This is a genomic window from Streptomyces sp. NPDC079020 (assembly GCF_044542225.1).
GTDB lineage: Bacteria > Actinomycetota > Actinomycetes > Streptomycetales > Streptomycetaceae > Streptomyces.
This window is the reverse complement of the sequence record NZ_JBITUB010000002.1, coordinates 240,545-265,922: the sequence shown is the minus strand read 5'-3', so window position 1 is coordinate 265,922 and position 25,378 is coordinate 240,545. Positions and strand designations below refer to the sequence as shown.

Below are 25,378 nucleotides of genomic sequence, written 5' to 3'. Positions count from 1 at the left end.
CAACACGATGAGCCGATCCGCACACCCCGCCGGACCCCGTCACGCCGACGTCCTGACGGAGGGGCACTACACCGCCCCGGCCGCCGATCTGAACGTGCTGGACGAGAAGGTCTGGTCCCGTACCGTCTCTCGCGACGAGGACGGTGCGCTCACCGTCGGCGGGATCGGCGTGGCACGCCTGGCCGAGGAGTTCGGCACCCCGGCGTACTTCCTCGACGAGAGCGACTTCCGCGCCCGCTGCCGCGCCTGGGCGGACGCGTTCGGGCCCGGTGCGGATGTCTTCTACGCCGGGAAGGCCTTCCTGTCGCGGGCCGTCGTGCGCTGGCTCACGGAGGAGGGGCTCAACCTCGACGTCTGCTCCGGCGGCGAGCTGGCCACCGCGCTCGACGCCGGGATGCCGGCCGAGCGGATCGCCTTCCACGGCAACAACAAGACCGTCGCCGAGATCGAGCGGGCCGTCGAGGCGGGCGTGGGCCGCATCGTGCTCGACTCCTTCCAGGAGATCGTCCGGGTCGCCCATATCGCGCAGCAGCGGGGCGTGCGCCAGCGCGTCCAGATCCGGGTCACCGTCGGCGTCGAGGCGCACACCCATGAGTTCATCGCCACCGCGCACGAGGACCAGAAGTTCGGCATCGCGCTGGCCGGCGGGCAGGCCGCCGAGGCGGTGCGGCGGGCGCTGACCCTGGACGGTCTCGAACTGATCGGCATCCACTCGCACATCGGTTCGCAGATCTTCGACATGGCCGGTTTCGAGGTGTCCGCCCGGCGTGTGGTGCAGCTGCTCGCCGAGGTGCGCGACGAGCACGGCGTCGAGCTGCCCGAGATCGACCTCGGCGGCGGGCTGGGCATCGCGTACACCTCCGAGGACGACCCGCGCGAGCCGCACGAGATCGCCAAGGCGCTCAGTGACATCGTGACCCGCGAGTGCGAGGCCGCGAACCTGAACACCCCGCGCATCTCGGTCGAGCCGGGCCGCGCCATCGTCGGGCCCACCGCGTTCACGCTCTACGAGGTCGGCACCATCAAGCCCCTCGAAGGGCTGCGTACGTACGTCAGTGTCGACGGCGGGATGTCGGACAACATCCGCACCGCGCTGTACGACGCCGAGTACAGCGTCGCGCTCGTCTCGCGCACCTCGGACGCCGAGCCGATGCTGGTCCGGGTCGTCGGCAAGCACTGCGAGAGCGGGGACATCGTGGTCAAGGACGCGTTCCTGCCGGCCGACCTCGCGCCGGGAGACCTGATCGCGGTGCCCGCCACCGGCGCGTACTGCCGTTCCATGGCGAGCAACTACAACCACGCCCTGCGCCCGCCGGTCGTCGCCGTGCGCGACGGCGGGGCCCGAGTGATCGTCCGGCGCGAGACGGAGGAAGATCTCCTGCGTCTCGATGTCGGCTGATGAAATAGTCGTCTCAGGATCCGGACGAGTGGCAGAAACCCCCGTCCGGTGAGTGAGACTGGTCCACACCTAAGTATGTATGAGAAACGAGGTCGGATGATGCGTACGCGTCCGCTGAAGGTGGCGCTGCTGGGCTGTGGAGTGGTCGGCTCAGAGGTGGCGCGCATCATGACGACGCACGCCGACGACCTCGCCGCGCGCATCGGCGCGCCCGTCGAGCTCGCCGGTGTCGCCGTCCGCCGGCCCTCCAAGGTGCGGGAGGGAGTCGATCCCGCGCTGGTCACCACGGATGCCACCGCACTCGTGAAACGGGGCGACATCGACGTCGTCATAGAGGTCATCGGGGGCATCGAGCCGGCCCGTACCCTCATCACGACCGCGTTCGAGCACGGTGCGAGCGTCGTCTCCGCCAACAAGGCCCTGCTCGCCGAGGACGGTGCCGCGCTGCACGCCGCCGCCGAGAAGCACGGCCGCGACCTCTACTACGAGGCGGCCGTGGCCGGCGCCATCCCCCTCGTACGGCCGCTGCGCGAGTCCCTCGCCGGTGACAAGGTCAACCGGGTGCTCGGCATCGTGAACGGCACCACCAACTTCATCCTCGACCGGATGGACACGAGCGGAGCCGGTTACTCCGAGGCGCTCGACGAGGCCACCGCCCTCGGGTACGCCGAGGCCGACCCGACCGCCGACGTGGAGGGCTTCGACGCCGCCGCGAAGGCCGCGATCCTCGCCGGTATCGCCTTCCACACCCGCGTACGCATCGGCGATGTGCACCGCGAGGGCATCACCGAGGTCACCGCCGGCGACATCGCCTCCGCGCGCCGCATGGGCTGCACGGTCAAGCTGCTCGCCATCTGCGAGCGCGCCGCCGACGGGCAGTCGGTCACCGCCCGCGTGCACCCCGCGATGATCCCGCTCAGCCACCCGCTGGCCTCCGTCCGCGAGGCGTACAACGCGGTCTTCGTCGAGGCGGAGGCGGCCGGGCAGCTGATGTTCTACGGCCCCGGCGCCGGTGGCGCGCCCACCGCGTCCGCGGTCCTGGGTGACCTGGTCGCCGTCTGCCGCAACAAGCTCAACGAGGCCCCCGGCCCCGGTGAGTCCGCCTACACGCGCCTGCCCGTCAGCCCGATGGGCGACGTCGTCACGCGCTACCACATCAGCCTCGACGTGGCCGACAAACCTGGCGTACTCGCCCAGGTCGCGACGGTCTTCGCCGAGCAGGGCGTATCGATCGACACGGTGCGCCAGCAGGGCCGTCAGGACGGAGGCGGCGAGGCCTCCCTCGTCGTCGTCACCCACCGCGCGCCCGACGCCGCCCTCTCCGGGACCGTCGAAGCGCTGCGCAAGCTCGACACCGTGCGCGGTGTCGCCAGCATCATGCGTGTTGAAGGGGAGTAAGGACCCATGACCAGCAAGGGCACCCACCAGTGGCGCGGCATCATCGAGGAGTACCGGGACCGGCTTCCGGTCACGAGCACGACACCCGTCGTCACGCTTCGTGAGGGCGGTACGCCGCTCGTTCCGGCGCAGGTCCTCTCCGAGCGCACGGGCTGCGAGGTGCATCTCAAGGTCGAGGGCGCCAACCCCACCGGTTCGTTCAAGGACCGCGGGATGACCATGGCCATCACCCGGGCCAAGGAGGAGGGCGCGCAGGCCGTCATCTGCGCCTCCACCGGCAACACCTCCGCCTCCGCCGCCGCGTACGCGGTGCGGGCCGGAATGGTCTGTGCCGTCCTCGTGCCGCAGGGCAAGATCGCGCTCGGCAAGATGGGCCAGGCGCTCGTCCACGGCGCCAGGATCCTCCAGGTCGACGGCAACTTCGACGACTGTCTGACCCTGGCCCGCTCGCTCTCGGACAACTACCCGGTGGCGCTGGTCAATTCGGTCAACCCGGTCCGTATCGAGGGCCAGAAGACCGCCGCGTTCGAGATCGTCGACGCGCTCGGCGACGCTCCGGACATCCATGTGCTGCCGGTCGGCAACGCGGGCAACATCACCGCGTACTGGAAGGGGTACACGGAGTACGCGGCCGACCGGGTCTCCACGCGCGCACCGCGCATGTGGGGCTTCCAGGCCTCCGGCTCCGCGCCGATCGTCCGCGGCGAGATCGTCAAGGACCCCTCCACGATCGCCACCGCGATCCGGATCGGCAACCCGGCCTCCTGGCAGTACGCCCTGGCCGCGCGGGACGAATCGGGCGGTTTCATCGACGAGGTGACGGACCGGCAGATCCTGTCCGCGTACCGGCTGTTGGCCTCGCAGGAGGGCGTCTTCGTCGAGCCGGCCTCGGCCGCGTCCGTCGCCGGTCTGCTCAAGGCCGCCGAAGAGGGCAAGGTCGACCCCGGCCAGAAGATCGTCTGCACGGTCACGGGCAACGGCCTCAAGGACCCCGACTGGGCCGTCGCGGGTGCCCCGCAGCCGGTCACCGTCCCGGTCGACGCGGCCGCCGCGGCCGAGAAGCTCGGCCTGGCGTAACCCTTCGCGCCCCTCGTGACTCTTCGCGACCGGGTACGGAGAAAAGCAGCTCAACCGCCTCTTTTCGGGGCGGAGAGCGCATAGGAGGCGTGCGACACGCATCGTGCGCCTCCTGTGCGCCCTATGTCGCGACAGAACCTTCCTTCGATAAGCTGTATGCAACCGCCCCGCCGCATGTGCCGCGGTGCGGCCGGCGCCGTTGCCGTCGGTTGGGCGACAGAGGTTTCCGGAGGGCCGGGAGTCCGTCTCCCCGCAGCCGCGATCCCTCAGTCACCACCGCCCCCACCGCCGCAGAGCCACACCGCACCGAATCCCCGCTGTCTTACAAGGAGTCGTCCAACCGATGGCCGGTCCCGCGTTCCGAGCTGCCGCCGTCCGGGTGCGCGTCCCCGCGACCAGCGCCAATCTGGGCCCGGGTTTCGACGCCCTCGGGCTGTCGCTGGGGCTGTACGACGATGTCGTCGTCCGGGTCGCCGACTCCGGGCTGCACATCGACATCGCGGGCGAGGGCGCGCAGACGCTCCCCCGCGACGAGAGCCACCTCCTCGTGCGCTCCCTGCGCACCGCCTTCGACCTGCTCGGCGGACAGCCCCGCGGCCTCGAAATCGTCTGTGCCAACCGCATCCCGCACGGACGGGGCCTCGGCTCCTCCTCCGCCGCCATCTGCGCCGGGATCGTCGCGGCCCGCGCCGTGACGACGGGCGGTGACGCCCGTCTCGACGACGCGGCCCTGCTGGAGCTGGCCACCGAGATAGAGGGCCACCCGGACAATGTCGCGGCCTGTCTGCTCGGCGGCTTCACACTCGCCTGGATGGATGGCGGAGCGGCCAGGGCGCTCAGGATGGACCCTGCGGATTCCATCATTCCGGTGGTCTTCGTGCCCGGCCGGCCGGTGCTCACCGAGACCGCGCGCGGCCTGCTGCCGCGCACCGTCCCGCATGTCGACGCCGCGGCCAACGCCGGGCGCGCGGCCCTGCTCGTAGCGGCGCTCACCCAGCGACCGGAGCTGCTGCTCGCCGCCACCGAGGACCGTATCCACCAGGAATACCGCGGACCCGCGATGCCGGAGAGCCTGGAGCTGGTGAACCGGCTGCGCGCCGACGGCGTCCCCGCGGTCATCTCCGGCGCGGGACCCACGGTCCTCGCGCTGACGGAGGAGGGTTCGGCCGACAAGGTCGCTCGACTGGCGGGCGAGGGGTGGGCCGCGAACAGGCTCGCACTCGACGCCGCGGGCGCGAGCGTTCTGCCGCTCGCCCCGTAGCCGCATGTGATTGCCGGTGAGTGAGAGGGGGAATGTTTGTTGGAGCCGGTAGTGTTAACCTCAAGTCTGCAACCGACGTCTTTGTGGCGCGTTGCTTCGTGTCCCCCTCCGGGACCACCATTCTTCCGGGAGCCTCCCCAACTGCCTGAGCAGCCTGCCTGAGCAGTTTCGTGCACGCTCCGGAACCGGCACGACACCCCTCGCTCATCCAGGAGTGGGCCGAGCAGGGGGATCTCGCGCCGGACCCCGCACATTCATCTCTCCGCCGTACCCGGCGGACCACCGCCCCGGCAAGGTCCGCGATCCGCAAGATCACAGACCGCAGTCGGACAGCACAACCGGTCGCCGAGCCAGAAGGCCGACGTCCGCTCCAGGGAAGGACCCTTCGTGAGCGACACCACCGATCTGATGGGCGTGACTGCCGACAAGAACGTCGACAGCGCCGCGCCCGCCGAAGGTGCTGCCACTGGCACCACCGCACGGCGCCGCCGCTCCGGCACCGGCCTTGAGGGCATGGTCCTGGCCGAGCTGCAGCAGGTCGCGTCCGGCCTCGGCATCAGGGGAACTGCGCGGATGCGCAAGAGCCAGCTGATCGAGGTCATCAAGGAGGCGCAGGCGGGCAGCTCCGCCGCGCCCAAGGCCTCCACCAAGGCCGCCGCGGCCCCCGCCGGTACGGACGCCGAGAGCAAGCCGAAGCGGCGTGCCACCTCCAAGGCGCGCACCGGGGACGAGGCCGCCGCACCGGCCGACAAGCCCGAGGCCCAGCAGCAGATCGACATCCCCGGTCAGCCGGCCAGCGACGACCAGCCCGCCGGTGAGCGCCGCAGGCGCCGGGCCACCGCCCAGGCGGGCAGCCCCGAGGCCAAGACCGAGGCCAAGTCCGAGGTCCGCGCGGAGCCGCAGGCCGAGCAGAAGAACGAGGACCGCGGCGAGGCCAAGGGCGACGCCAAGGCCGAGTCCGCCGCCGACAACGCCGAGGGCCGCCGCGGCGACCGCCGGGACCGTGGCGAGCGTGGCGAGCGCGGTGACCGGCGCGAGCGTCAGCGCGACCGCCGCGGCAAGGGCGACGACCAGGGCCAGCAGGGCGGCGGGCAGCGCCCGCAGCGCCAGGGCCAGGGACAGAGCCAGAGCCAGGGCCAGGGCCAGGGCCAGCAGGGCCGGGACAGCGGTCCGCAGGACGACGGTTACGACGACGAGGCGGGTGGCCGCCGCGGCCGTCGCGGCCGCTACCGCGACCGCCGTGGCCGCCGCGGGCGCGAGGACTTCGCCAGCGACGTACAGGTCGCCGACGACGATGTCCTGATCCCCGTCGCGGGCATCCTGGACATCCTCGACAACTACGCGTTCATCCGGACCTCCGGCTACCTGCCGGGCCCGAACGACGTGTACGTCTCGCTTGCCCAGGTCCGCAAGAACGGCCTGCGCAAGGGTGACCACGTCACCGGTGCGGTGCGTCAGCCCAAGGACGGCGAGCGCCGCGAGAAGTTCAACGCGCTGGTGCGCCTCGACTCGGTCAACGGCATGGCGCCCGAAACCGGCCGCGGCCGTCCGGAGTTCCAGAAGCTGACCCCGCTCTACCCGCAGGACCGGCTCCGTCTGGAGACCGACTCCAATGTGCTGACGACGCGGATCATCGACCTGGTCGCCCCCATCGGCAAGGGCCAGCGAGGCCTGATCGTGGCCCCGCCGAAGACCGGCAAGACGATGATCCTCCAGGCCATCGCCAACGCGATCACCGTCAACAGCCCCGAGTGCCACCTGATGGTCGTCCTGGTCGACGAGCGTCCGGAAGAGGTCACCGACATGCAGCGGTCGGTGAAGGGCGAGGTCATCTCCTCGACCTTCGACCGCCCGGCCGAGGACCACACCACGGTCGCCGAGCTGGCCATCGAGCGCGCCAAGCGTCTCGTCGAGCTGGGTCACGACGTGGTCGTCCTGCTGGACTCGATCACCCGTCTGGGCCGCGCGTACAACCTCGCGGCGCCCGCCTCCGGCCGCATCCTGTCCGGTGGTGTCGACTCGACCGCGCTGTACCCGCCGAAGCGCTTCTTCGGTGCGGCGCGCAACATCGAGGACGGCGGTTCGCTGACCATCCTGGCCACCGCGCTCGTCGAGACCGGCTCGCGCATGGACGAGGTGATCTTCGAGGAGTTCAAGGGCACCGGCAACATGGAGCTCAAGCTCGACCGGAAGCTCTCGGACAAGCGCATCTTCCCGGCGGTGGACGTCGACGCGTCCAGCACCCGTAAGGAAGAGATCCTGCTCGGCAGCGACGAGCTGGCGGTCGTCTGGAAGCTGCGCCGGGTGCTGCACGCGCTCGACCAGCAGCAGGCGATCGAACTCCTGCTGGACCGCATGAAGAAGACGCAGTCCAACGCGGAGTTCCTGCTCCAGATCCAGAAGACGACGCCGGGCAACGGCAACGACTGACGTCGTCCCAGCAGTGCCCCGAACCGCCCTCGTTACTCCGGTGACGAGGGCGGTTCCGCGTTGTAGCATCAGCAGGCCGTAAGTGGGGGGAACATACTTTCGCTTTGCCCACTGTGCCGAACACCAGTGGGGGCCGTCCCTCCCTTCGCGTGCAACTACCCGGCGCCGCACTCGCGTTGCGCCGTGCCGACCGAAGGGATTCTTGCGTGACATCCGGCAGACGGAGGCAATTCATCACCCTGCCCGCGGCGGCCGCCGCGCTTGCCCTGGGGGCCGCGGGGCTGACCGCCGCTCCCGCGCAGGCCGCGGACCGGCCGCCGCTTCCCGGGACCCAGAACGTGCAGAAGCGTTCCGCGCTGTCGCAGGAGGAACTGCTCGACACCGTCAGGAGTTCGGCCGCCAAGCTGGAACAGGGCGGGTCGGGCGCCCCCGGCCAGGCTGCCGACGACGCCGGGAAGCCCGCTCCGGGCGCCCCCGGCCGCAGGGTGGACCCGAAGATCATCGGTGGTGTGGACGCCCCGATCACGGACGCGCCGTGGATGGTGCAGCTGCACTACTACGACGACAGGGGAACCTCCGACCCGGCCGACGACGAGGGCTACTTCTGCGGCGGCACCCTCGTCGCGCCGGCCAAGGTCCTCACCGCCGCGCACTGCGTCGACGGTCTGGACTGGGCGGCGAACGGGGCCGTCGTCGGCGGTACCGCGCAGCTGCCGGACGGCGGTGACCTGCACGGCGGGCAGGCCGTTTCGGTCTGGCGGCAGTGGGTCGACCCCGCGTTCGACGACGTTGCGCTGACCGGTGATGTCGCCGTGCTGACGCTGGGAGCGACGCTCCCGTACAAGACGCTCCAGCCGGCCTCGGGCACGGACACCGCCCTCTACAAGGACGGCACCCGCGCCACGGTGTACGGATGGGGCCGCACCAGCTCCACCGACGAGTCGATATCGCAGACCCTGCGCAAGGCCACCGTGCCGATCCACGCGGACTCCACCTGCGCGGCCTTCTACCCGGCCGACTTCGTGGCCGGCCCGATGACCTGCGCGGGGATACCGGCGTCCGGTGAGGACAACGGCACGGTGTCCCCGTGCAACGGCGACTCCGGCGGCCCGATGGTCGTCAACGGCCGTATCGCGGGCGTCGTTTCCTGGGGGATGAAGGACTGCGTGGAGAAGGGCTCGTACAGCGTCTACGCGAAGACGAGCACGCTCTACGGGAAGATCGCCCCGCGGATCGACGACACCAACATCAACGGCGACTTCACGGCGGACCTGTTCGCCCGCAAGGCCACCGGCGAGGCGTTCGAATACGTCTCCACCGGCACCTCGTTCACCCGGCCCGTCTCCGGCGGCGACTGGGGCGGGGCCGACCTCGTGCGTCAGGTCGACTGGAACCGCGACGACTACCAGGACTTCGTCTACCGCGTCGGCAACGGCGACCTGTACTGGCTCCGTTTCGACGGCGAGACCCAGTGGGTCGAGACGAAGATCGGCAAGGGCTGGTCGACGTGGAAGAACATCCTCTTCCCCGGTGATGTCACCCGGGACGGTGTTCCGGACCTGGTCGGCATCGACAAGGACGGCAGGATCTGGACGTACCCGGGCCGCGGCGACGGATCCTTCGGAGCGCGCGTCGGCGGGGGCGGCGGCTGGGGCACCGTGCAGGTCTTCGGCAAGGGGGACTACAGCGGTGACGGCAAGCCGGATCTGCTGACCCGTGACAGCGAGGGCCGTCTGTGGCTCTACGCGGGCCGGGACACCCCGTCCTCCCCGTACGCGCCCAGGGTCCAGGTCGGCAAGGGCTGGAACTTCACGGCGTACGTCACCACCGGCGACAACACCGGTGACGGCATCGCCGACCTCGTGGTCCGCGACAAGGCGGGCGACCTGTGGATCTACCCGAGCCGCGGCTCGGCGACCGCACCGTTCAGCGCGCGGCTCAAGGCGGGCAAGGGCTGGAACGGGTTCGACCTCTTCGGCTGACCCGTACCCGGCCCGGACCGCCCCGGCCCGGGCCCGGACCGCCCCCGGCCCGGACCCGGACCGTCCGGGCCGAGACCTTTGCCACACCCCGGCCGCCGGACTCCCGCGCGGAGAATGGCTGTACAGGGAAAGAAACCCCAGGTGAGCGCCGGATCACGGCCAGTTCACCGGCACGGCCTGTGGCCCCCGTCCCCGACGGGGGCCACAGGCCGCTGTGCAACCCTTCTTGATGCTTCGACGTCTGATCAAGAGATGACAAACCGTGCCGGAACCACCGGGGCCGGGGGAGCAGGGAGCGGCGGGGCGCCAGGAGCGAGGGAGACCATGAGCGAGCACAGCAGGGGGACGGGCCGAATACGCGGCACCGGGAGCCGCCGGAAGAAGCCCTCGCGCCGTCACCGCGCGAAGGTCGTCGTGGGCTGGACGGTGGCCGCGGTCGTCGTCGCCGGCGGATCGGGGCTCGGATACGCGTACTTCACGCTGAACGGCAATCTCAAGGGCGTCGACATCAACGCCGCGCTCGGTGCGGACCGCCCCGACGACGTGGACGACGGCTCCCAGGACATCCTGGTGCTCGGCTCCGACTCCCGCTCCGGGGACAACGGAAAGTACGGCGCCGACGACGGCGCGGCCCGTTCGGACACGGCGATGATCGTGCACGTCAACGAGGGGCACAAGGCCGCCAGCGTCGTCTCCATACCCCGCGACACCCTCATCGACCGCCCCGGCTGCACGAGCGACGAGAGCGGTGACCCGGTCGCCGCCGAGCAGCGCGCGATGTTCAACACGGCGTACGAGGTCGGCGGGCCGGCCTGCGCGGTGAAGACCGTCGAGGCGATGTCCGGGATCCGGATGGACCACTACGTCGAGGTCGACTTCACCGGCTTCAAGAAGCTCATCGACGAGCTCGGCGGCGTCGAGATCACGACCAACCAGGCGATCAACGACCCCAAGAGCCATCTGGATCTGGAGCCCGGCACCCACACGCTGAACGGCGAACAGTCGCTCGGTCTGGTGCGCACCCGCAAGAGCGTCGGCGACGGCAGCGACCTCGGACGCATCCAGCTCCAGCAGGCGTTCATGAAGGCGCTGATGGAACAGGCCAAGAGCGTCGGGGTGTTCACCAGCCCGAAGAAGCTGTACGACATCGCCGGTACCGCCACCAAGGCCATCACCACCGACTCCGACCTGGCCTCGGTGAGCGAGCTCACGGCCTTCGCGAACGGGCTGAAGAGCCTGAGCTCCACGAACGTCCACATGGTCACCCTGCCCGTCCAGTACGACCCCGCCGACCCGAACCGCGTCGTACCGCTGGAGAAGGAAGCCCAGCAGGTGTGGACGGCCCTCAAGAGCGATCTGCCGATCCCGGCGTCCGCCACCGAGCGGTCGGCGGGCGACAAGGGCGAGGCCGGGCAGGTCGTCGAGTAGTCCGCCGCGCCCGCCGCCTGCGGGTATGCCACCCGGTGACCCTTTGGTCACCGGGTGTCGTGGTCCGGCCGGGAATACGTGCGCCCCGACCCCGGTTTTGGGAGATACGGCCGGTCCTGGCAGACTGGTACGTCGGCCCCGGTTCACGGACGCGCAATCCGCGCGGACGACCCGGTGCCCTCCCGAAACTAGGAGTCACCTTGAAGCGCGACATTCACCCCGAGTACGTCGAGACGCAGGTCAGCTGCACCTGCGGTGCGTCGTTCACCACCCGGAGCACCATCGGCGGCGGCACCATCCGCGCCGACGTCTGCTCCGAGTGCCACCCGTTCTACACGGGCAAGCAGAAGATCCTCGACACCGGCGGCCGTGTGGCCCGCTTCGAGGCCCGCTTCGGCAAGGCTGCCGGCTCCGCCAGCAAGTAGCGAGCCACTGCGCCGGTTCTCGGCGCCCTCTTCCCGGGGGCGTCGGAACCGGCGTTTTTTCCGGCCGGGCGTCCGGGGGCGCCCCCCCGGACGCCCCACCCGGCAGTACGCCCTCCAGCAGGCCCGCAGACGTCATCAACCAGGAGCCCCCGAATGTTCGAGGCGGTCGAGGAACTGATCGGTGAACACACCGGTCTTGAGAAGAAGCTCGCCGACCCGTCGGTCCACGCCGACCAGGCCAACGCGCGCAGGCTGAACAAGCGCTACGCGGAGCTGACCCCGATCGTTTCCACGTACCGGACCTGGAAGCGGACCGGCGAGGACATCGAGACCGCCCGCGAGTTCGCCGCGGACGACCCCGACTTCGCCGCCGAGGTCAAGGACCTGGAGAAGCAGCGCGAGGAGCTCACCGAGAAGCTCCGCCTCCTCCTCGTCCCGCGCGACCCGAGCGACGACAAGGACGTGCTCCTGGAGATCAAGGCGGGCGCGGGCGGCGACGAGTCGGCCCTGTTCGCCGGTGACCTGCTGCGCATGTACCTGCGGTACGCGGAGCGCGTCGGCTGGAAGACCGAGATCATCGACTCCACCGAGTCCGAGCTCGGCGGCTACAAGGACGTCCAGGTCGCCGTGAAGACCAAGGGCGGCAACGGAGCCACCGAACCCGGCCAGGGCGTCTGGGCCCGGATGAAGTACGAGGGCGGCGTGCACCGTGTGCAGCGGGTGCCCTCCACCGAGTCCCAGGGCCGTATCCACACCTCCGCGGCGGGCGTGCTCGTCACCCCCGAGGCGGAGGAGGTCGACGTGGAGATCCACGCCAACGACCTCCGGATCGACGTCTACCGCTCCTCGGGCCCCGGCGGCCAGTCCGTCAACACCACCGACTCCGCGGTGCGCATCACCCACCTGCCGACCGGTGTCGTGGCCTCCTGCCAGAACGAGAAGAGCCAGCTCCAGAACAAGGAGCAGGCCATGCGCATCCTGCGCTCCCGGCTGCTGGCCGCCGCCCAGGAAGCGGCCGAGCAGGAAGCCTCCGACGTACGCCGCAGCCAGGTCCGTACCGTCGACCGCTCCGAGAAGATCCGCACGTACAACTTCCCGGAAAACCGGATCTCGGACCACCGAGTCGGCTTCAAGGCGTACAACTTGGACCAGGTGCTCGACGGTGACCTCGACGCAGTGATCCAGGCGTGCGTGGACGCGGACTCCGCCGCCAAGCTCGCCAACGCCTGAGCACAGCCCGCCCCGCCGCCCGTAACCCCGTACGGAGAACCGCGATGAACCTGCTGCTCGCCGAGGTGGCCCAGGCCACCCAGCGGCTGGCCGACGCCGGTGTCCCTTCACCGCGATTCGACGCCGAGGAACTCGCCGCGTTCGTGCACGGCGTGAAGCGGGGCGAGCTGCACCGGGTGCCGGACTCGGACTTCGACGCCCGCTACTGGGAGACCATCGCCCGCCGCGAGGCCCGCGAACCGCTCCAGCACATCACCGGCCGCGCCTTCTTCCGCTACCTGGAGCTCCAGGTGGGACCCGGCGTCTTCGTGCCCCGCCCCGAGACCGAGTCGGTCGTCGGCTGGGCCATAGACGCCGTCCGCGCGATGGACGTCGTCGAGCCGCTCATCGTCGACCTCTGCACGGGATCGGGCGCCATCGCCCTGGCCATGGCACAGGAGGTCCCGCGCTCGCGCGTGCACGCCGTGGAGCTGTCCGAGGACGCCCTCAGATGGACCAGGAAGAACGCCGAGGGGTCCAGGGTCACCGTCCACCGCGGAGACGCCCTGAGCGCCCTTCCCGAGCTCGACGGCCAGGTGGACCTGGTCATCTCCAACCCGCCGTACATCCCGCTCACCGAGTGGGAGTACGTGGCACCCGAGGCCCGCGACCACGACCCGGAGATGGCCCTGTTCTCCGGCGAGGACGGACTCGACACCATCCGCGGCATCGAACGCACCGCGCACCGCCTGCTGCGTCCCGGCGGCCTCGTCGTCATCGAGCACGCCGACACCCAGGGCGGCCAGGTGCCGTGGATCTTCACCGAGGAACGGGGCTGGGCGGACGCCGCCGATCACCCGGACCTGAACAAGCGCCCCCGGTTCGCCACCGCCCGCAGGGCCATGCCGTGACCGGCGGACCGCACCGGCACCCGTCGGACCCGTACACGCCATACCCGTACATGCTTGAGGAGGCCGGCTGATGGCACGGCGATACGACTGCAACGACGCGACCGACCGTACGACCGGCCTGCGTGAAGCCGCGTCCGCCGTCCGCCGCGGCGAACTGGTCGTGCTGCCCACCGACACCGTGTACGGGATCGGTGCGGACGCCTTCAGCTCCGAGGGCGTCGCCGATCTGCTGGACGCCAAGGGGCGCGGCCGCAATATGCCGACCCCTGTCCTGATCGGCTCCCCGAACACCCTGCACGGCCTGGTCACGGACTTCTCCGAGCAGGCCTGGGAGCTCGTCGACGCCTTCTGGCCCGGCGCCCTCACCCTCGTCGCCAAGCACCAGCCCTCGCTCCAGTGGGACCTCGGGGACACCCGCGGCACCGTCGCCATCCGGATGCCGCTGCACCCGGTCGCCATCGAGCTGCTCACCGAGGTCGGCCCGATGGCCGTCTCCAGCGCCAACCTCACCGGACACCCCTCGCCCGAGGACTGCGACGCCGCCCAGGAGATGCTCGGCGACTCCGTCTCCGTCTACCTCGACGGCGGCCCGACACCCGGCATCGTGCCGTCCTCGATCGTCGACGTCACGGGCGGCGTCCCGGTGCTCCTGCGGGCCGGCGCGCTCTCCGTCGAGGAACTGCGCAAGGTGGTACCCGACCTTGAGGTGGCCAATTGACCGCCCCTGAGGGGCGTGGCATAGCGGGTCGGACCGATACCTTCCGCATCCTCCACGTCAGCACCGGCAACGTCTGCCGCTCGCCCATCACCGAGCGGCTGACCCGCCATGCCCTGGTGGACCGCCTCGGCGACCCGCTCAGCGGCGGACTGATCGTGGAGAGCGCCGGCACCTGGGGACACGAAGGCGCCCCCATGGAGGCCAACGCGGAGGTCGTCCTCGCCGACTTCGGCGCCGACGCCACCGGCTTCGTCGGCCGCGAGCTGCTCGACGAGCACGTGATCCGCGCCGACCTGGTCCTCACCGCCACCCGCGACCACCGAGCCCAGGTCATCTCCATGGGCCACTCGGCCGGCCTGCGGACGTTCACCCTCAAGGAATTCACCCGGCTGGTCCGGGCCATAGATCCGGCCACCCTGCCCGACGCACGCGACGAGGGCGTCGTCGAACGCGCCCGCGCGCTGGTGCGCGCCGCCGCGGCCCTGCGCGGCTGGCTGCTGGCCCCCACCGCCGACGCCGACGAGGTCTACGACCCCTACGGCGCCCCGATCACCTTCTTCCGCTCCATCGGGGACGAGATCAACCAGGCCCTCGATCCCGTCGTCACCGCCCTGACGGGCGTCAGCGCCCCCCACTGACGGTCCGTACGCCGGCCGGTGCGCCGACCGGCCTACGGAGCCGCGCCCGACAGCGGGCACGGCGCCCGGCCGCGGCCTACATTGGATCTGACACCAGCGCACCCCTCCCCAGGCCCGGAGCCGTCAGATGCCGGTCACCTCTCCCGCCGCACCCGCAGCCGTGTCCCCCTCCGACGCCGCCCTGCCGCAGGACTTCGGCGCCCTGCGCCGGGAGGACCCGGAGATCGCCGACGTCCTCCTCGCGGAGGTACAGCGGCAGACGGGCACCCTCCAGCTGATCGCCGCCGAGAACTTCACCTCGCCCGCGGTGCTGGCCGCCCTCGGCTCCCCGCTCGCCAACAAGTACGCCGAGGGCTACCCCGGAGCCCGCCACCACGGCGGCTGCGAGCACGCCGACGCCGCCGAACGCATCGCGATCCGGCGGGCCCGCGCCCTCTTCGGCGCCGAGCACGCCAATGTCCAGCCGCACTCCGGCTCCTCCGCCGTGCTCGCCGCCTACGCGGCGCTGCTGCGCCCCGGGGACACGGTGCTCGCGATGGGACTCCCGTACGGGGGACACCTCACCCACGGTGCGCCCGGGAACTTCTCCGGCCGCTGGTTCGAGTTCGCCGGATACGGGGTGGACCCCGACAGCGGGCTCATCGACTACGCGCAGGTCCGCTCCCTGGCCCGCGCCCGCCGGCCCAAGGCGATCGTCTGCGGCTCGATCTCGTATCCGCGCCACCCCGACTACGAGCTGTTCCGGGAGATCGCCGACGAGGTCGGCGCGTACCTGATCGCCGACGCCGCGCACCCGATGGGCCTGATCGCCGGGGGAGCGGCCCCCAGCCCCGTCCCGTACGCGGACGTGGTCTGCGCGACCACGCACAAGGTGCTGCGCGGACCGCGCGGCGGCATGATCCTGTGCGGCGCCGAGCTGGCGGAGCGCATCGACCGGGCGGTGTTCCCGTTCACCCAGGGCGGCGCCCAGATGCACACGGTCGCGGCGAAGGCCGTCGCGTTCGGGGAGGCCTCGACGCCCGCGTACACGCTGTACGCCCACCGGGTGGTCGCCCACGCGCGGGTGCTCGCGGCCGGTCTGGAGGCCGAGGGCTTCGAGGTCACCACGGGCGGCACGGACACCCACATCGTCGTCGCGGACCCGGCCCCGCTCGGCGTCGACGGCCGCGTCGCCCGCGAACGGCTGGCGGCGGCGGGCATGGTGCTCGACACCTGCGCGCTGCCCTACGGGGACGCCCGCGGCATCCGGCTCGGGACCGCGGCCGTCACCACCCAGGGCATGGACGAGGCGGACATGGCGCGGATCGCCGCACTGTCCGGAGCGGCGGTACGGGAGACGGGCGGCGCCGGCCGTCTGCTGGCGGAAGTGCGGGAGCTGGCGGCGGGAAATCCGCCCTATCCGGGGTAGGCGAAGCCTGTGGAACCATCACCCGTGCCAGGGAGTCCATGTTCATGAGGCTAGGGTGTGGGGCTGAGATGGCCGGCGATTTCTGTGGGGCAGCCCGTGCGTGATTACCTGCTGACGCTCTGTGTTACGGCCGCAGTGACCTATCTGCTGACCGGGCCGGTGCGGAAGTTCGCCATCGCGATCGGGGCGATGCCCGCGATCCGTGCGCGTGACGTACACCGAGAACCGACACCACGGCTCGGTGGCATCGCCATGTTCGGCGGACTGTGTGCGGGGCTGATCGTCGCGGACCATCTGTTCAACCTGAACGGTGTCTTCGAACTCTCCAACGAACCACGGGCGTTGCTCTCCGGCGCCGCGCTGATCTGGCTGATCGGCGTCCTGGACGACAAGTTCGAGCTCGACGCCCTGATCAAGCTCGGCGGGCAGATGATCGCCGCGGCGGTCATGGTCATCCAGGGTCTGACGATCCTGTGGCTGCCGATCCCGGGCGTGGGCACCGTCCCGCTCACCCAGTGGCAGGGCACGCTGCTCACGGTCGCGCTGGTCGTCATCACGATCAACGCGGTCAACTTCGTCGACGGCCTGGACGGCCTGGCGGCCGGAATGGTGTTCATCGCCTCCGCCGCGCTCTTCCTGTACACCTACCGGCTCTGGTACGGGTACGGAATCGAGGCCGCCGCCCCGGCCACGCTGTTCACGGCGATCCTGATGGGCATGTGCCTCGGCTTCCTGCCGCACAACATGCACCCCGCCCGGATCTTCATGGGGGACTCCGGGTCGATGCTGATCGGCCTGGTGCTGGCGGCCGGCGCGATCTCCGTCACCGGGCAGGTCGACCCCGACGCGATGAAGCTCTTCGAGGGCAGCGAGCGGCAGGCCACCCACGCGATGCTGCCGGTCTTCATCCCGCTGCTGCTGCCGCTGACGATCATCGCGATCCCCGCGGCGGACCTGGTGCTGGCGATCGTGCGGCGCACCTGGAACGGTCAGTCGCCGTTCGCGGCGGACCGCGGTCATCTGCACCACCGGCTGCTGGAGATCGGTCACTCGCAGAGCCGTGCCGTGCTGATCATGTACTTCTGGTCCGCGCTGATCGCCTTCGGCGCCGTCGGCTACTCGGTGCACTCGGCGTCGATGTGGATCGTGCTCGCGATCGTGGCGCTGAGCGCCGTGGGCCTGGTGCTGCTGTTGATGCCGCGCTTCAAGCCGCGTGCCCCGCACTGGGCGGAACGCTTCGTACCGCCGCGCTATCGGCGCCCTCGTGGACACGACGGCGCTGTCGCGTCCGCGTCCCCGTCCGCGTACGGGGAGGGGACGGAGCCGGCGCAACAGGGGCCGGGAGACGCGCAGATGGCGCCGGAGAGCACGGAACGGACTCCTGTGGCCGTGGGTGTCTCCGGCGTCAACGGAGCGACCGCGATCGGCCACCGTTCGCGCCTCTCCGATCGTCGCAAGGCCGATTCACCGCATTGACGTTTCGGTCTTCTCGGTGCATTACCAGACAATGCAACGCCGTGTCTTGCGCAGGTGTGCGGATCCACTCTCACGTGTGACAGTTGGCACACTTTCCAGGTAAAGACCTCATCAAATAGTTTGTGATACCGTTCACGAGACCCGGTGACAGGGCCGAAGGACCCTAGCGAGACGGTCCATTGGCCCGAGGCGACCACTCTCGGACCGGGCCTACGCTCGTCCCTGACGACACCATTGCCCACCCCCTGCAAGCGGAGTTACCGCCATGCCGTCCAACGACGCCCGGACTCTCCTCCACACCGCCGTGCCCACCGCTGCCGCCGGTGTTGTCACCGTTGTCGTCAGCGCCGTGGTCGCGGGCGGCAAGGGAGCGATCGGGGCCGCTGTCGGGACGCTGTTGGTGATTCTCTTCATGGGGATCGGCCTCTCCGTCCTGCAACGGACGGCGAGGTCCATGCCGCACCTGTTCCAGTCGATGGGGCTGATGCTCTATACGGCACAGCTGCTGCTGCTCTTCATCTTTATCGCCGTGTTCAAGAACACGACGCTGTTCAACCCGAGGGCTTTCGCCATCTCGCTGGTCGTCGCGACCCTTGTATGGGTCGCGGCCCAGATCCGTGTACACATGAAGACCAAGATCCTTTACGTCGAGCCGGACTCGTCCGCGGGCAAGAAGCCCGGGAACAAGGGGTCATCGACGTGAGGGGTAGGGCCGGGATAAGTGCGCGTTCGCGATCCTGCTATCGTCCGGTGCCAACTGCGGCACTGCGGGCGCGGGCATCCAAGCTGACGCCTGCTTCATCGCGAAGCTCTGTGCCTGAGCCGCCCCCCCATCCGTAACACCAAGTCCAGTGCCGACCAGCGGCTTCCTGCCGCGCCGACACAACGAGGTTGCCGTACCTATGCGCCACGCTGAAGGAGCCCGCGGTGAGTGCTGACCCGACGACGGTGCTCGCCTTCGAGACCGACTGCCACATTTTCGACGGGTGTGGCTTCCCGGCTCCTGGCCTGCACTCCTTTGTATTCGAGCCGATGTTCACCATCGGCGGCATCGAGATCAACAAGCCGATGCTGCTGGCGGTCCTGAGCACCGTTGTCGTCGTCGGCTTCTTCTGGGCGGCCTTCAACAAGCCGAAGCTCGTGCCCGGGAAGCTGCAGATGGTGGCGGAGGCGGGTTACGACTTCATCCGCACCGGTGTGGTCTACGAGACGCTCGGCAAGCGCGAGGGCAAGAAGTACGTGCCCCTCATGGTCTCGATGTTCTTCTTCATCTGGATCATGAACCTCTGGGCGATCATTCCGCTCGCCCAGTTCCCGGTGCCCTCGGTCATCGGCTACCCGGTGGCCCTGGCCGCGATCGTGTACATCCTGTGGGTCAGCCTGACCTTCAAGCGTCACGGCTTCGTCGGTGGCTGGAAGAACATCGCGGGCTACGACAAGTCGCTCGGCCCGGCCCTTCCGTTCGTCATGGCCATCGAGCTCTTCTCGAACCTGCTGATCCGGCCGTTCACGCACGCCGTGCGACTCTTCGCGAACATGTTCGCCGGTCACGTGCTGCTGCTGATCTTCACCATCGCCAGCTGGTACCTGCTGAACGGCATCGGCATCGCCTACGCCGGTGTCTCGTTCGTGATGGTCCTGCTGATGACCGCCTTCGAGCTGTTCATCCAGGCGCTGCAGGCCTACGTCTTTGTCCTCCTGGCCTGCAACTACATTCAGGGCGCTCTCGCCGAGCACCACTGACCAGCCGGCCACACCCCGATAGTCGTCCGGTGGCCAACCCCCACCGGTCCTGAAAGAGAAGGAAGAAACGGCATGTCCGCTCTTGAGACCCTCGCCGCCGTCAACATCACGGGCAACCTCGGTTCCATCGGCTACGGCCTGGCCGCGATCGGCCCCGGCGTCGGCGTCGGCATCATCTTCGGAAACGGCACCCAGGCGCTGGCCCGCCAGCCCGAGGCCGCCGGTCTGATCCGTGCCAACCAGATCCTCGGCTTCGTGCTCTGTGAGGCGCTCGCCCTCATCGGTCTCGTCATGCCCTTCGTCTACCCGGTCAAGTAATCGCGGCGTTCCTTACCGCCCGATTCGACGAAAGGCACTGATGTGATCGCCCAACAGCTGGCGCAAGAGGAGATTCAGAACCCTCTGCTCCCGGCGGTCCCCGAGATCATCATTGGTCTGATCGCCTTCGCCATCGTCTTCGGCTTCCTCGCCAAGAAGCTCCTCCCGAACATCAACAGGGTTCTGGAAGAGCGTCGCGAGGCCATCGAAGGCGGTATCGAGAAGGCCGATGCGGCCCAGACCGAGGCGCAGAGCGTTCTTGAGCAGTACAAGGCTCAGCTCGCCGAGGCGCGCCACGAGGCCGCCCGTATGCGCCAGGAGGCGCAGGAGCAGGGCGCCGTCATCATCCAGGAGATGAAGGCGGAAGGCCAGCGGCAGCGCGAAGAGATCATCGCCGCCGGCCACGCCCAGATCGAGGCCGACCGCAAGGCCGCGGCGTCCGCGCTGCGCCAGGACGTCGGCAAGCTTGCCACCGACCTGGCCGGCAAGCTCGTCGGCGAGTCCCTTGAGGACCACGCCCGGCAGAGCGGCACCGTGGACCGGTTCCTCGACGAGCTCGAGGCGAAGGCCGAGGCTGTCCGATGAACGGCGCGAGCCGCGAGGCACTGGCAGCCGCACGTGAGCGTCTCGACGCGCTGACCGACAACACGTCGGTCGACGCGGCGAAGCTCGCCGAGGACCTGGCAGCCGTCACCGCGCTGCTCGACCGCGAGGTTTCCCTGCGCCGGGTCCTCACCGACCCGGCCCAGAGCGGCGAGAGCAAGGCCGAGCTGGCCGGACGACTGCTGAGCGGTCAGGTGAGCGGCGAAGCCGTGGACCTGGTCTCCGGCATGGTCCGTTCCCGCTGGTCGCAGTCCCGCGAACTGGTGGACTCGGTCGAGGAGCTGGCGAACACCGCAGACCTCACCGCGGCCCATCGCGGCGGCGCACTCGACGACGTCGAGGACGAGCTGTTCCGGTTCGGCCGGATCGTCGGCTCCGACACGGAGCTGCGCTCCGCGCTCACCAGCCGTACGGCCACCACCGCCGCCAAGAGCCAGCTGCTGCGCAGCCTGCTCGGCGGCAAGGCACAGCCGGTGACCGAGCGTGTCATCGTCCGCCTCGTGACCCAGCCCCGGGGACGTAGCCTGGAAGCGGGACTCGACTCCCTGTCCAGGCTCGCCGCGGAGCGACGGGACCGCATGGTCGCCGTGGTCACCTCGGCGGTGCCGCTCAGTGACCGGCAGAAGCAGCGCCTCGGCGCCGCACTCGCCAAGATCTACGGCCGGCAGATGCACCTGAACCTGGACGTGGACCCCACGGTCCTCGGCGGGATCTCGGTGCGCGTGGGTGACGAGGTCATCAACGGCACCATCGCGGACCGCCTCGACGAGGCGACCCGTCGCATGGCCGGCTGACACAGCACAGCGCGACAGCCTGTGCGTTTCAACTGAACGAGCAAGACCAGCGGCCCGGTTGGGCCGTGCAGAAATTGCAGAAGATTCCTGGGGGTCGGCCCCCAGACCCCCTTAAGAAACTTCGGGCCCAACAAGGAGAGCAGGGAACCCAGATGGCGGAGCTCACGATCCGGCCGGAGGAGATCCGGGACGCGCTGGAGAACTTTGTCCAGTCGTACAAGCCGGACGCGGCCTCGCGCGAGGAGGTCGGTACGGTCAGCGTTGCCGGTGACGGCATCGCGAAGGTGGAGGGCCTGCCCTCCGCCATGGCGAACGAGCTGCTGAAGTTCGAGGACGGCACCCTCGGTCTCGCCCTCAACCTTGAGGAGCGCGAGATCGGTGCCATCGTCCTCGGCGAGTTCAGCGGTATCGAGGAGGGCCAGCCGGTGCAGCGCACCGGTGAGGTGCTCTCTGTCGGCGTCGGCGAGGGCTACCTCGGCCGCGTCGTCGACCCGCTCGGCAACCCGATCGACGGTCTCGGCGAGATCGCGACCGAAAGCCGCCGCGCCCTTGAGCTGCAGGCCCCTGGCGTCATGGTCCGTAAGTCGGTGCACGAGCCGATGCAGACCGGCTACAAGGCCGTCGACGCCATGGTGCCGATCGGCCGCGGCCAGCGTCAGCTGATCATCGGTGACCGTCAGACCGGCAAGACCGCTCTGGCCGTCGACACGATCATCAACCAGCGCGACAACTGGCGCTCGGGCGACGTGAACAAGCAGGTGCGCTGCATCTACGTCGCCATCGGTCAGAAGGGCTCCACCATCGCCTCGGTGCGCGGTGCCCTCGAAGAGGCCGGCGCGCTGGAGTACACGACCATCGTCGCCGCCCCGGCGTCCGACCCGGCCGGCTTCAAGTACCTGGCGCCGTACACCGGTTCGGCCATCGGCCAGCACTGGATGTACCAGGGCAAGCACGTCCTGATCATCTTCGACGACCTTTCGAAGCAGGCCGACGCCTACCGCGCCGTGTCGCTTCTGCTGCGCCGTCCGCCGGGCCGTGAGGCCTACCCGGGCGACGTCTTCTACCTGCACTCGCGTCTGCTGGAGCGCTGCGCCAAGCTCTCCGACGACCTGGGCGCCGGTTCGATGACGGGTCTGCCGATCGTCGAGACCAAGGCGAACGACGTGTCGGCGTTCATTCCGACCAACGTCATCTCCATCACCGACGGCCAGTGCTTCCTGGAGTCCGACCTGTTCAACGCGGGTCAGCGTCCGGCGCTCAACGTCGGTATCTCGGTCTCCCGAGTCGGCGGCTCCGCCCAGCACAAGGCCATGAAGCAGGTCTCCGGCCGGCTTCGCGTGGACCTCGCCCAGTACCGCGAGCTGGAGGCGTTCGCCGCCTTCGGTTCCGACCTGGACGCGGCCTCGAAGGCTTCGCTGGAGCGCGGTAAGCGCATGGTCGAGCTGCTGAAGCAGCCGCAGTACGCCCCGTTCCCGATGGAGGAGCAGGTCGTCTCCGTCTGGGCCGGTACCACGGGCAAGATGGACGACGTCCCGGTCGAGGACATCCGTCGCTTCGAGAGCGAGCTGCTGGAGTTCCTGCGCCGTGAGCGCAAGGACCTCCTGACCAGCATCGCCGAGGGCGGCAAGATGTCCGACGACACGCTGCAGTCGATCGCCGACGCGATCGCCGCCTTCAAGCAGCAGTTCGAGACCTCGGACGGCAAGCTTCTGGGCGAGGGCTGATCGATGGGCGCTCAGCTTCGCGTTTACAAGCGCCGCATCCAAGCCGTCACCGCGACCAAGAAGATCACCAAGGCGATGGAGATGATCGCCGCCTCGCGCATCGTCAAGGCGCAGCGCAAGGTGGCGGCGTCGATGCCGTACGCGACCGAGCTCACCCGTGCGGTGACCGCGGTCGCGACCGGCTCCACCACCAAGCACCCGCTCACCACCGAGGCCGAGGCCCCGGCCCGGGCCGCGGTCCTGCTCGTCACGAGCGACCGCGGTCTGGCCGGCGGCTACTCCTCCAACGCCATCAAGGCGGCGGAGCGGCTGAGGGAGCGGCTCGCGGCCGAGGGCAAGGAGGTCGACACCTACATCGTCGGCCGCAAGGGCGTCGCCTACTACGGCTTCCGTGAGCGCAAGGTCGCGGAAGCCTGGACCGGCTTCACGGACAGCCCGGCGTACTCGGATGCCAAGAGCGTCGCCGCGCCGCTGATCGAGGCCATCCAGAAGGACACGGCCGAGGGTGGCGTCGACGAACTGCACATCGTCTTCACCGAGTTCGTCTCGATGATGACGCAGAACGCAGTCGACGACCGGATGCTGCCGCTTTCGCTCGACCAGGTTGCGGAAGAGAGCGGTACGAAGGGCGAGATCCTTCCGCTGTTCGACTTCGAGCCGTCGGCGGAGGATGTCCTCGACGCCCTCCTGCCGCGCTATGTCGAGAGCCGTATCTACAACGCACTGCTGCAGGCCGCCGCTTCCGAGCACGCTGCCCGCCGTCGCGCGATGAAGTCGGCGACCGACAACGCCGGGGATCTCATCAAGAGCCTCTCCCGGCTTGCCAACGCGGCCCGCCAGGCCGAAATCACCCAGGAAATCAGCGAGATCGTCGGCGGTGCCAGTGCTCTGGCCGACGCGACCGCGGGGAGTGACAAGTAAATGACGACGACTACCGACAGCGCTGTGACGGCCGCTGCGACGGGCCGCGTCGCCCGGGTCATCGGCCCGGTCGTCGACGTGGAATTCCCCGTCGACGCGATGCCGGAGATCTACAACGCATTGCACGTCTCGGTCGACGACCCGGCCGAGGACGGCGCCCGCAAGGTGCTGACCCTGGAAGTCGCCCAGCACCTGGGTGACGGCGTGGTCCGTGCGATCTCGATGCAGCCCACCGACGGTCTGGTCCGCCAGGCCCCGGTGACCGACACGGGCGCGGGCATCACCGTTCCCGTCGGTGACATCACCAAGGGCAAGGTGTTCAACACCCTCGGCCGGATCCTGAACGAGCCCGAGGCCGAGGCGCAGATCACCGACCGCTGGCCGATCCACCGCAAGGCCCCGGCCTTCGACCAGCTCGAGTCGAAGACCGAGATGTTCGAGACCGGCCTGAAGGTCGTCGACCTGCTGACCCCGTATGTCAAGGGCGGCAAGATCGGTCTGTTCGGAGGTGCGGGCGTCGGCAAGACGGTCCTCATCCAGGAAATGATCATGCGTGTGGCGAAGCTGCACGACGGTGTGTCGGTGTTCGCCGGTGTCGGCGAGCGCACCCGTGAGGGCAACGACCTCATCGACGAGATGACCGACTCGGGCGTCCTGGACAAGACCGCGCTGGTCTTCGGCCAGATGGACGAGCCGCCGGGCACCCGTCTGCGGGTCGCGCTGTCCGCCCTGACCATGGCGGAGTACTTCCGCGATGTGCAGAAGCAGGACGTGCTGCTCTTCATCGACAACATCTTCCGCTTCACGCAGGCCGGCTCCGAGGTCTCCACGCTGCTCGGCCGTATGCCGTCCGCAGTGGGTTACCAGCCGACCCTGGCCGACGAGATGGGTGTGCTCCAGGAGCGCATCACCTCGACGCGTGGTCACTCGATCACCTCGATGCAGGCGATCTACGTCCCCGCGGACGACCTGACCGACCCGGCCCCGGCCACCACGTTCGCCCACCTCGACGCGACGACGGTTCTCTCCCGTCCGATCTCCGAGAAGGGCATCTACCCGGCCGTGGACCCGCTGGACTCCACGTCCCGCATCCTGGACCCGCGCTACATCGCGCAGGACCACTACGACACGGCGAGCCGTGTCAAGGGAATCCTGCAGAAGTACAAGGACCTCCAGGACATCATCGCGATCCTCGGTATCGACGAGCTGGGCGAGGAGGACAAGCTCGTTGTCCACCGTGCCCGTCGCGTCGAGCGCTTCCTGTCGCAGAACACCCACGCCGCCAAGCAGTTCACCGGCCTGGACGGTTCGGACGTTCCGCTCGACGAGTCGATCGCCGCGTTCAACTCGATCTGCGACGGTGAGTACGACCACTTCCCGGAGCAGGCGTTCTTCATGTGCGGTGGCATTGAGGACCTCAAGGCCAACGCCAAGGAGCTCGGCGTCTCCTGAGCCTCCGGCTCACCGAGGGGGGTGGGTGTGTCCCGCCCCCCTCACCACGCCCCGTAGAATTGA

At 69.5% G+C, this 25,378-nt stretch carries 22 protein-coding genes; all 22 read left to right on the top strand.

The features are described from left to right. Positions 1-7 precede the first annotated feature (7 nt). Entirely contained in the window at positions 8-1,399 is a 1,392-nt protein-coding gene (gene lysA / locus ACIGJO_RS05155) for a diaminopimelate decarboxylase (protein ID WP_399952293.1), read from the top strand. A gap of 96 nt (positions 1,400-1,495) precedes the next feature. After that, entirely contained in the window at positions 1,496-2,797 is a 1,302-nt protein-coding gene (locus tag ACIGJO_RS05150) for a homoserine dehydrogenase (RefSeq protein WP_399952291.1), read from the top strand. Positions 2,798-2,803: 6 nt separating this feature from the next. Next, positions 2,804-3,874, top strand: a complete 1,071-nt coding sequence (thrC, locus tag ACIGJO_RS05145) for a threonine synthase (RefSeq protein WP_399952288.1) — start codon at positions 2,804-2,806, stop codon at positions 3,872-3,874. Between the two features lie 343 nt (positions 3,875-4,217). Next, positions 4,218-5,135 (top strand): homoserine kinase, encoded by a 918-nt coding sequence (thrB, locus tag ACIGJO_RS05140; protein ID WP_399952285.1) that lies wholly within the window; start codon positions 4,218-4,220, stop codon positions 5,133-5,135. A 387-nt stretch (positions 5,136-5,522) separates the two neighbouring features. Continuing rightward, positions 5,523-7,565, top strand: coding sequence for a transcription termination factor Rho (gene rho, locus ACIGJO_RS05135; RefSeq protein WP_399952282.1), 2,043 nt, complete (start codon positions 5,523-5,525; stop codon positions 7,563-7,565). A 206-nt stretch (positions 7,566-7,771) separates the two neighbouring features. Next, on the top strand, positions 7,772-9,547 hold the full coding sequence (locus ACIGJO_RS05130) for a trypsin-like serine protease (protein WP_399952280.1): 1,776 nt from the start codon (positions 7,772-7,774) through the stop codon (positions 9,545-9,547). Positions 9,548-9,871: 324 nt separating this feature from the next. After that, complete coding sequence (locus tag ACIGJO_RS05125) at positions 9,872-10,975, top strand: LCP family protein (RefSeq protein WP_399952277.1); 1,104 nt, start codon at positions 9,872-9,874, stop codon at positions 10,973-10,975. A 200-nt stretch (positions 10,976-11,175) separates the two neighbouring features. After that, positions 11,176-11,400: a 50S ribosomal protein L31 gene (rpmE, locus tag ACIGJO_RS05120; RefSeq protein ID WP_326767848.1), complete on the top strand. Its 225-nt coding sequence runs from the start codon at positions 11,176-11,178 to the stop codon at positions 11,398-11,400. A gap of 153 nt (positions 11,401-11,553) precedes the next feature. Further along, complete coding sequence (prfA, locus tag ACIGJO_RS05115) at positions 11,554-12,630, top strand: peptide chain release factor 1 (protein WP_399952273.1); 1,077 nt, start codon at positions 11,554-11,556, stop codon at positions 12,628-12,630. Positions 12,631-12,674: 44 nt separating this feature from the next. Then, a complete protein-coding gene (gene prmC / locus ACIGJO_RS05110) occupies positions 12,675-13,520 on the top strand; it encodes a peptide chain release factor N(5)-glutamine methyltransferase (protein WP_399952270.1) in 846 nt (281 codons plus the stop codon). A 70-nt stretch (positions 13,521-13,590) separates the two neighbouring features. Next, positions 13,591-14,238 carry an L-threonylcarbamoyladenylate synthase gene (locus tag ACIGJO_RS05105; protein WP_266923864.1) on the top strand — a complete coding sequence of 216 codons (648 nt, stop codon included), beginning with the start codon at positions 13,591-13,593 and terminating at the stop codon, positions 14,236-14,238. Beyond that, entirely contained in the window at positions 14,235-14,876 is a 642-nt protein-coding gene (locus tag ACIGJO_RS05100) for a protein-tyrosine-phosphatase (protein WP_399952266.1), read from the top strand. The genes ACIGJO_RS05105 and ACIGJO_RS05100 overlap by 4 nt, the downstream gene beginning before the upstream one ends. A gap of 127 nt (positions 14,877-15,003) precedes the next feature. After that, the gene (gene glyA, locus ACIGJO_RS05095) at positions 15,004-16,284 is read left to right on the top strand and encodes a serine hydroxymethyltransferase (RefSeq protein ID WP_399952263.1); all 1,281 of its coding nucleotides are present in this window, start codon (positions 15,004-15,006) and stop codon (positions 16,282-16,284) included. Between the two features lie 84 nt (positions 16,285-16,368). Then, positions 16,369-17,760 (top strand): MraY family glycosyltransferase, encoded by a 1,392-nt coding sequence (locus ACIGJO_RS05090; protein ID WP_399952260.1) that lies wholly within the window; start codon positions 16,369-16,371, stop codon positions 17,758-17,760. A gap of 265 nt (positions 17,761-18,025) precedes the next feature. Continuing rightward, positions 18,026-18,463, top strand: a complete 438-nt coding sequence (locus ACIGJO_RS05085) for a hypothetical protein (protein ID WP_399952257.1) — start codon at positions 18,026-18,028, stop codon at positions 18,461-18,463. A 224-nt stretch (positions 18,464-18,687) separates the two neighbouring features. Continuing rightward, a complete protein-coding gene (gene atpB / locus ACIGJO_RS05080; protein ID WP_399952254.1) occupies positions 18,688-19,503 on the top strand; it encodes a F0F1 ATP synthase subunit A in 816 nt (271 codons plus the stop codon). Between the two features lie 72 nt (positions 19,504-19,575). Next, entirely contained in the window at positions 19,576-19,821 is a 246-nt protein-coding gene (locus ACIGJO_RS05075; RefSeq protein ID WP_399952251.1) for a F0F1 ATP synthase subunit C, read from the top strand. Between the two features lie 42 nt (positions 19,822-19,863). Further along, positions 19,864-20,406, top strand: coding sequence for a F0F1 ATP synthase subunit B (locus ACIGJO_RS05070; protein WP_399952248.1), 543 nt, complete (start codon positions 19,864-19,866; stop codon positions 20,404-20,406). Next, on the top strand, positions 20,403-21,218 hold the full coding sequence (locus ACIGJO_RS05065) for a F0F1 ATP synthase subunit delta (protein WP_399952245.1): 816 nt from the start codon (positions 20,403-20,405) through the stop codon (positions 21,216-21,218). The genes ACIGJO_RS05070 and ACIGJO_RS05065 overlap by 4 nt, the downstream gene beginning before the upstream one ends. A gap of 152 nt (positions 21,219-21,370) precedes the next feature. Continuing rightward, positions 21,371-22,942 (top strand): F0F1 ATP synthase subunit alpha, encoded by a 1,572-nt coding sequence (atpA, locus tag ACIGJO_RS05060; RefSeq protein WP_266923882.1) that lies wholly within the window; start codon positions 21,371-21,373, stop codon positions 22,940-22,942. A 3-nt stretch (positions 22,943-22,945) separates the two neighbouring features. Further along, the gene (locus ACIGJO_RS05055) at positions 22,946-23,863 is read left to right on the top strand and encodes a F0F1 ATP synthase subunit gamma (RefSeq protein ID WP_399952242.1); all 918 of its coding nucleotides are present in this window, start codon (positions 22,946-22,948) and stop codon (positions 23,861-23,863) included. Further along, a complete protein-coding gene (gene atpD, locus ACIGJO_RS05050) occupies positions 23,864-25,315 on the top strand; it encodes a F0F1 ATP synthase subunit beta (RefSeq protein WP_266923885.1) in 1,452 nt (483 codons plus the stop codon). The last annotated feature ends 63 nt before the right edge of the window (positions 25,316-25,378 follow it).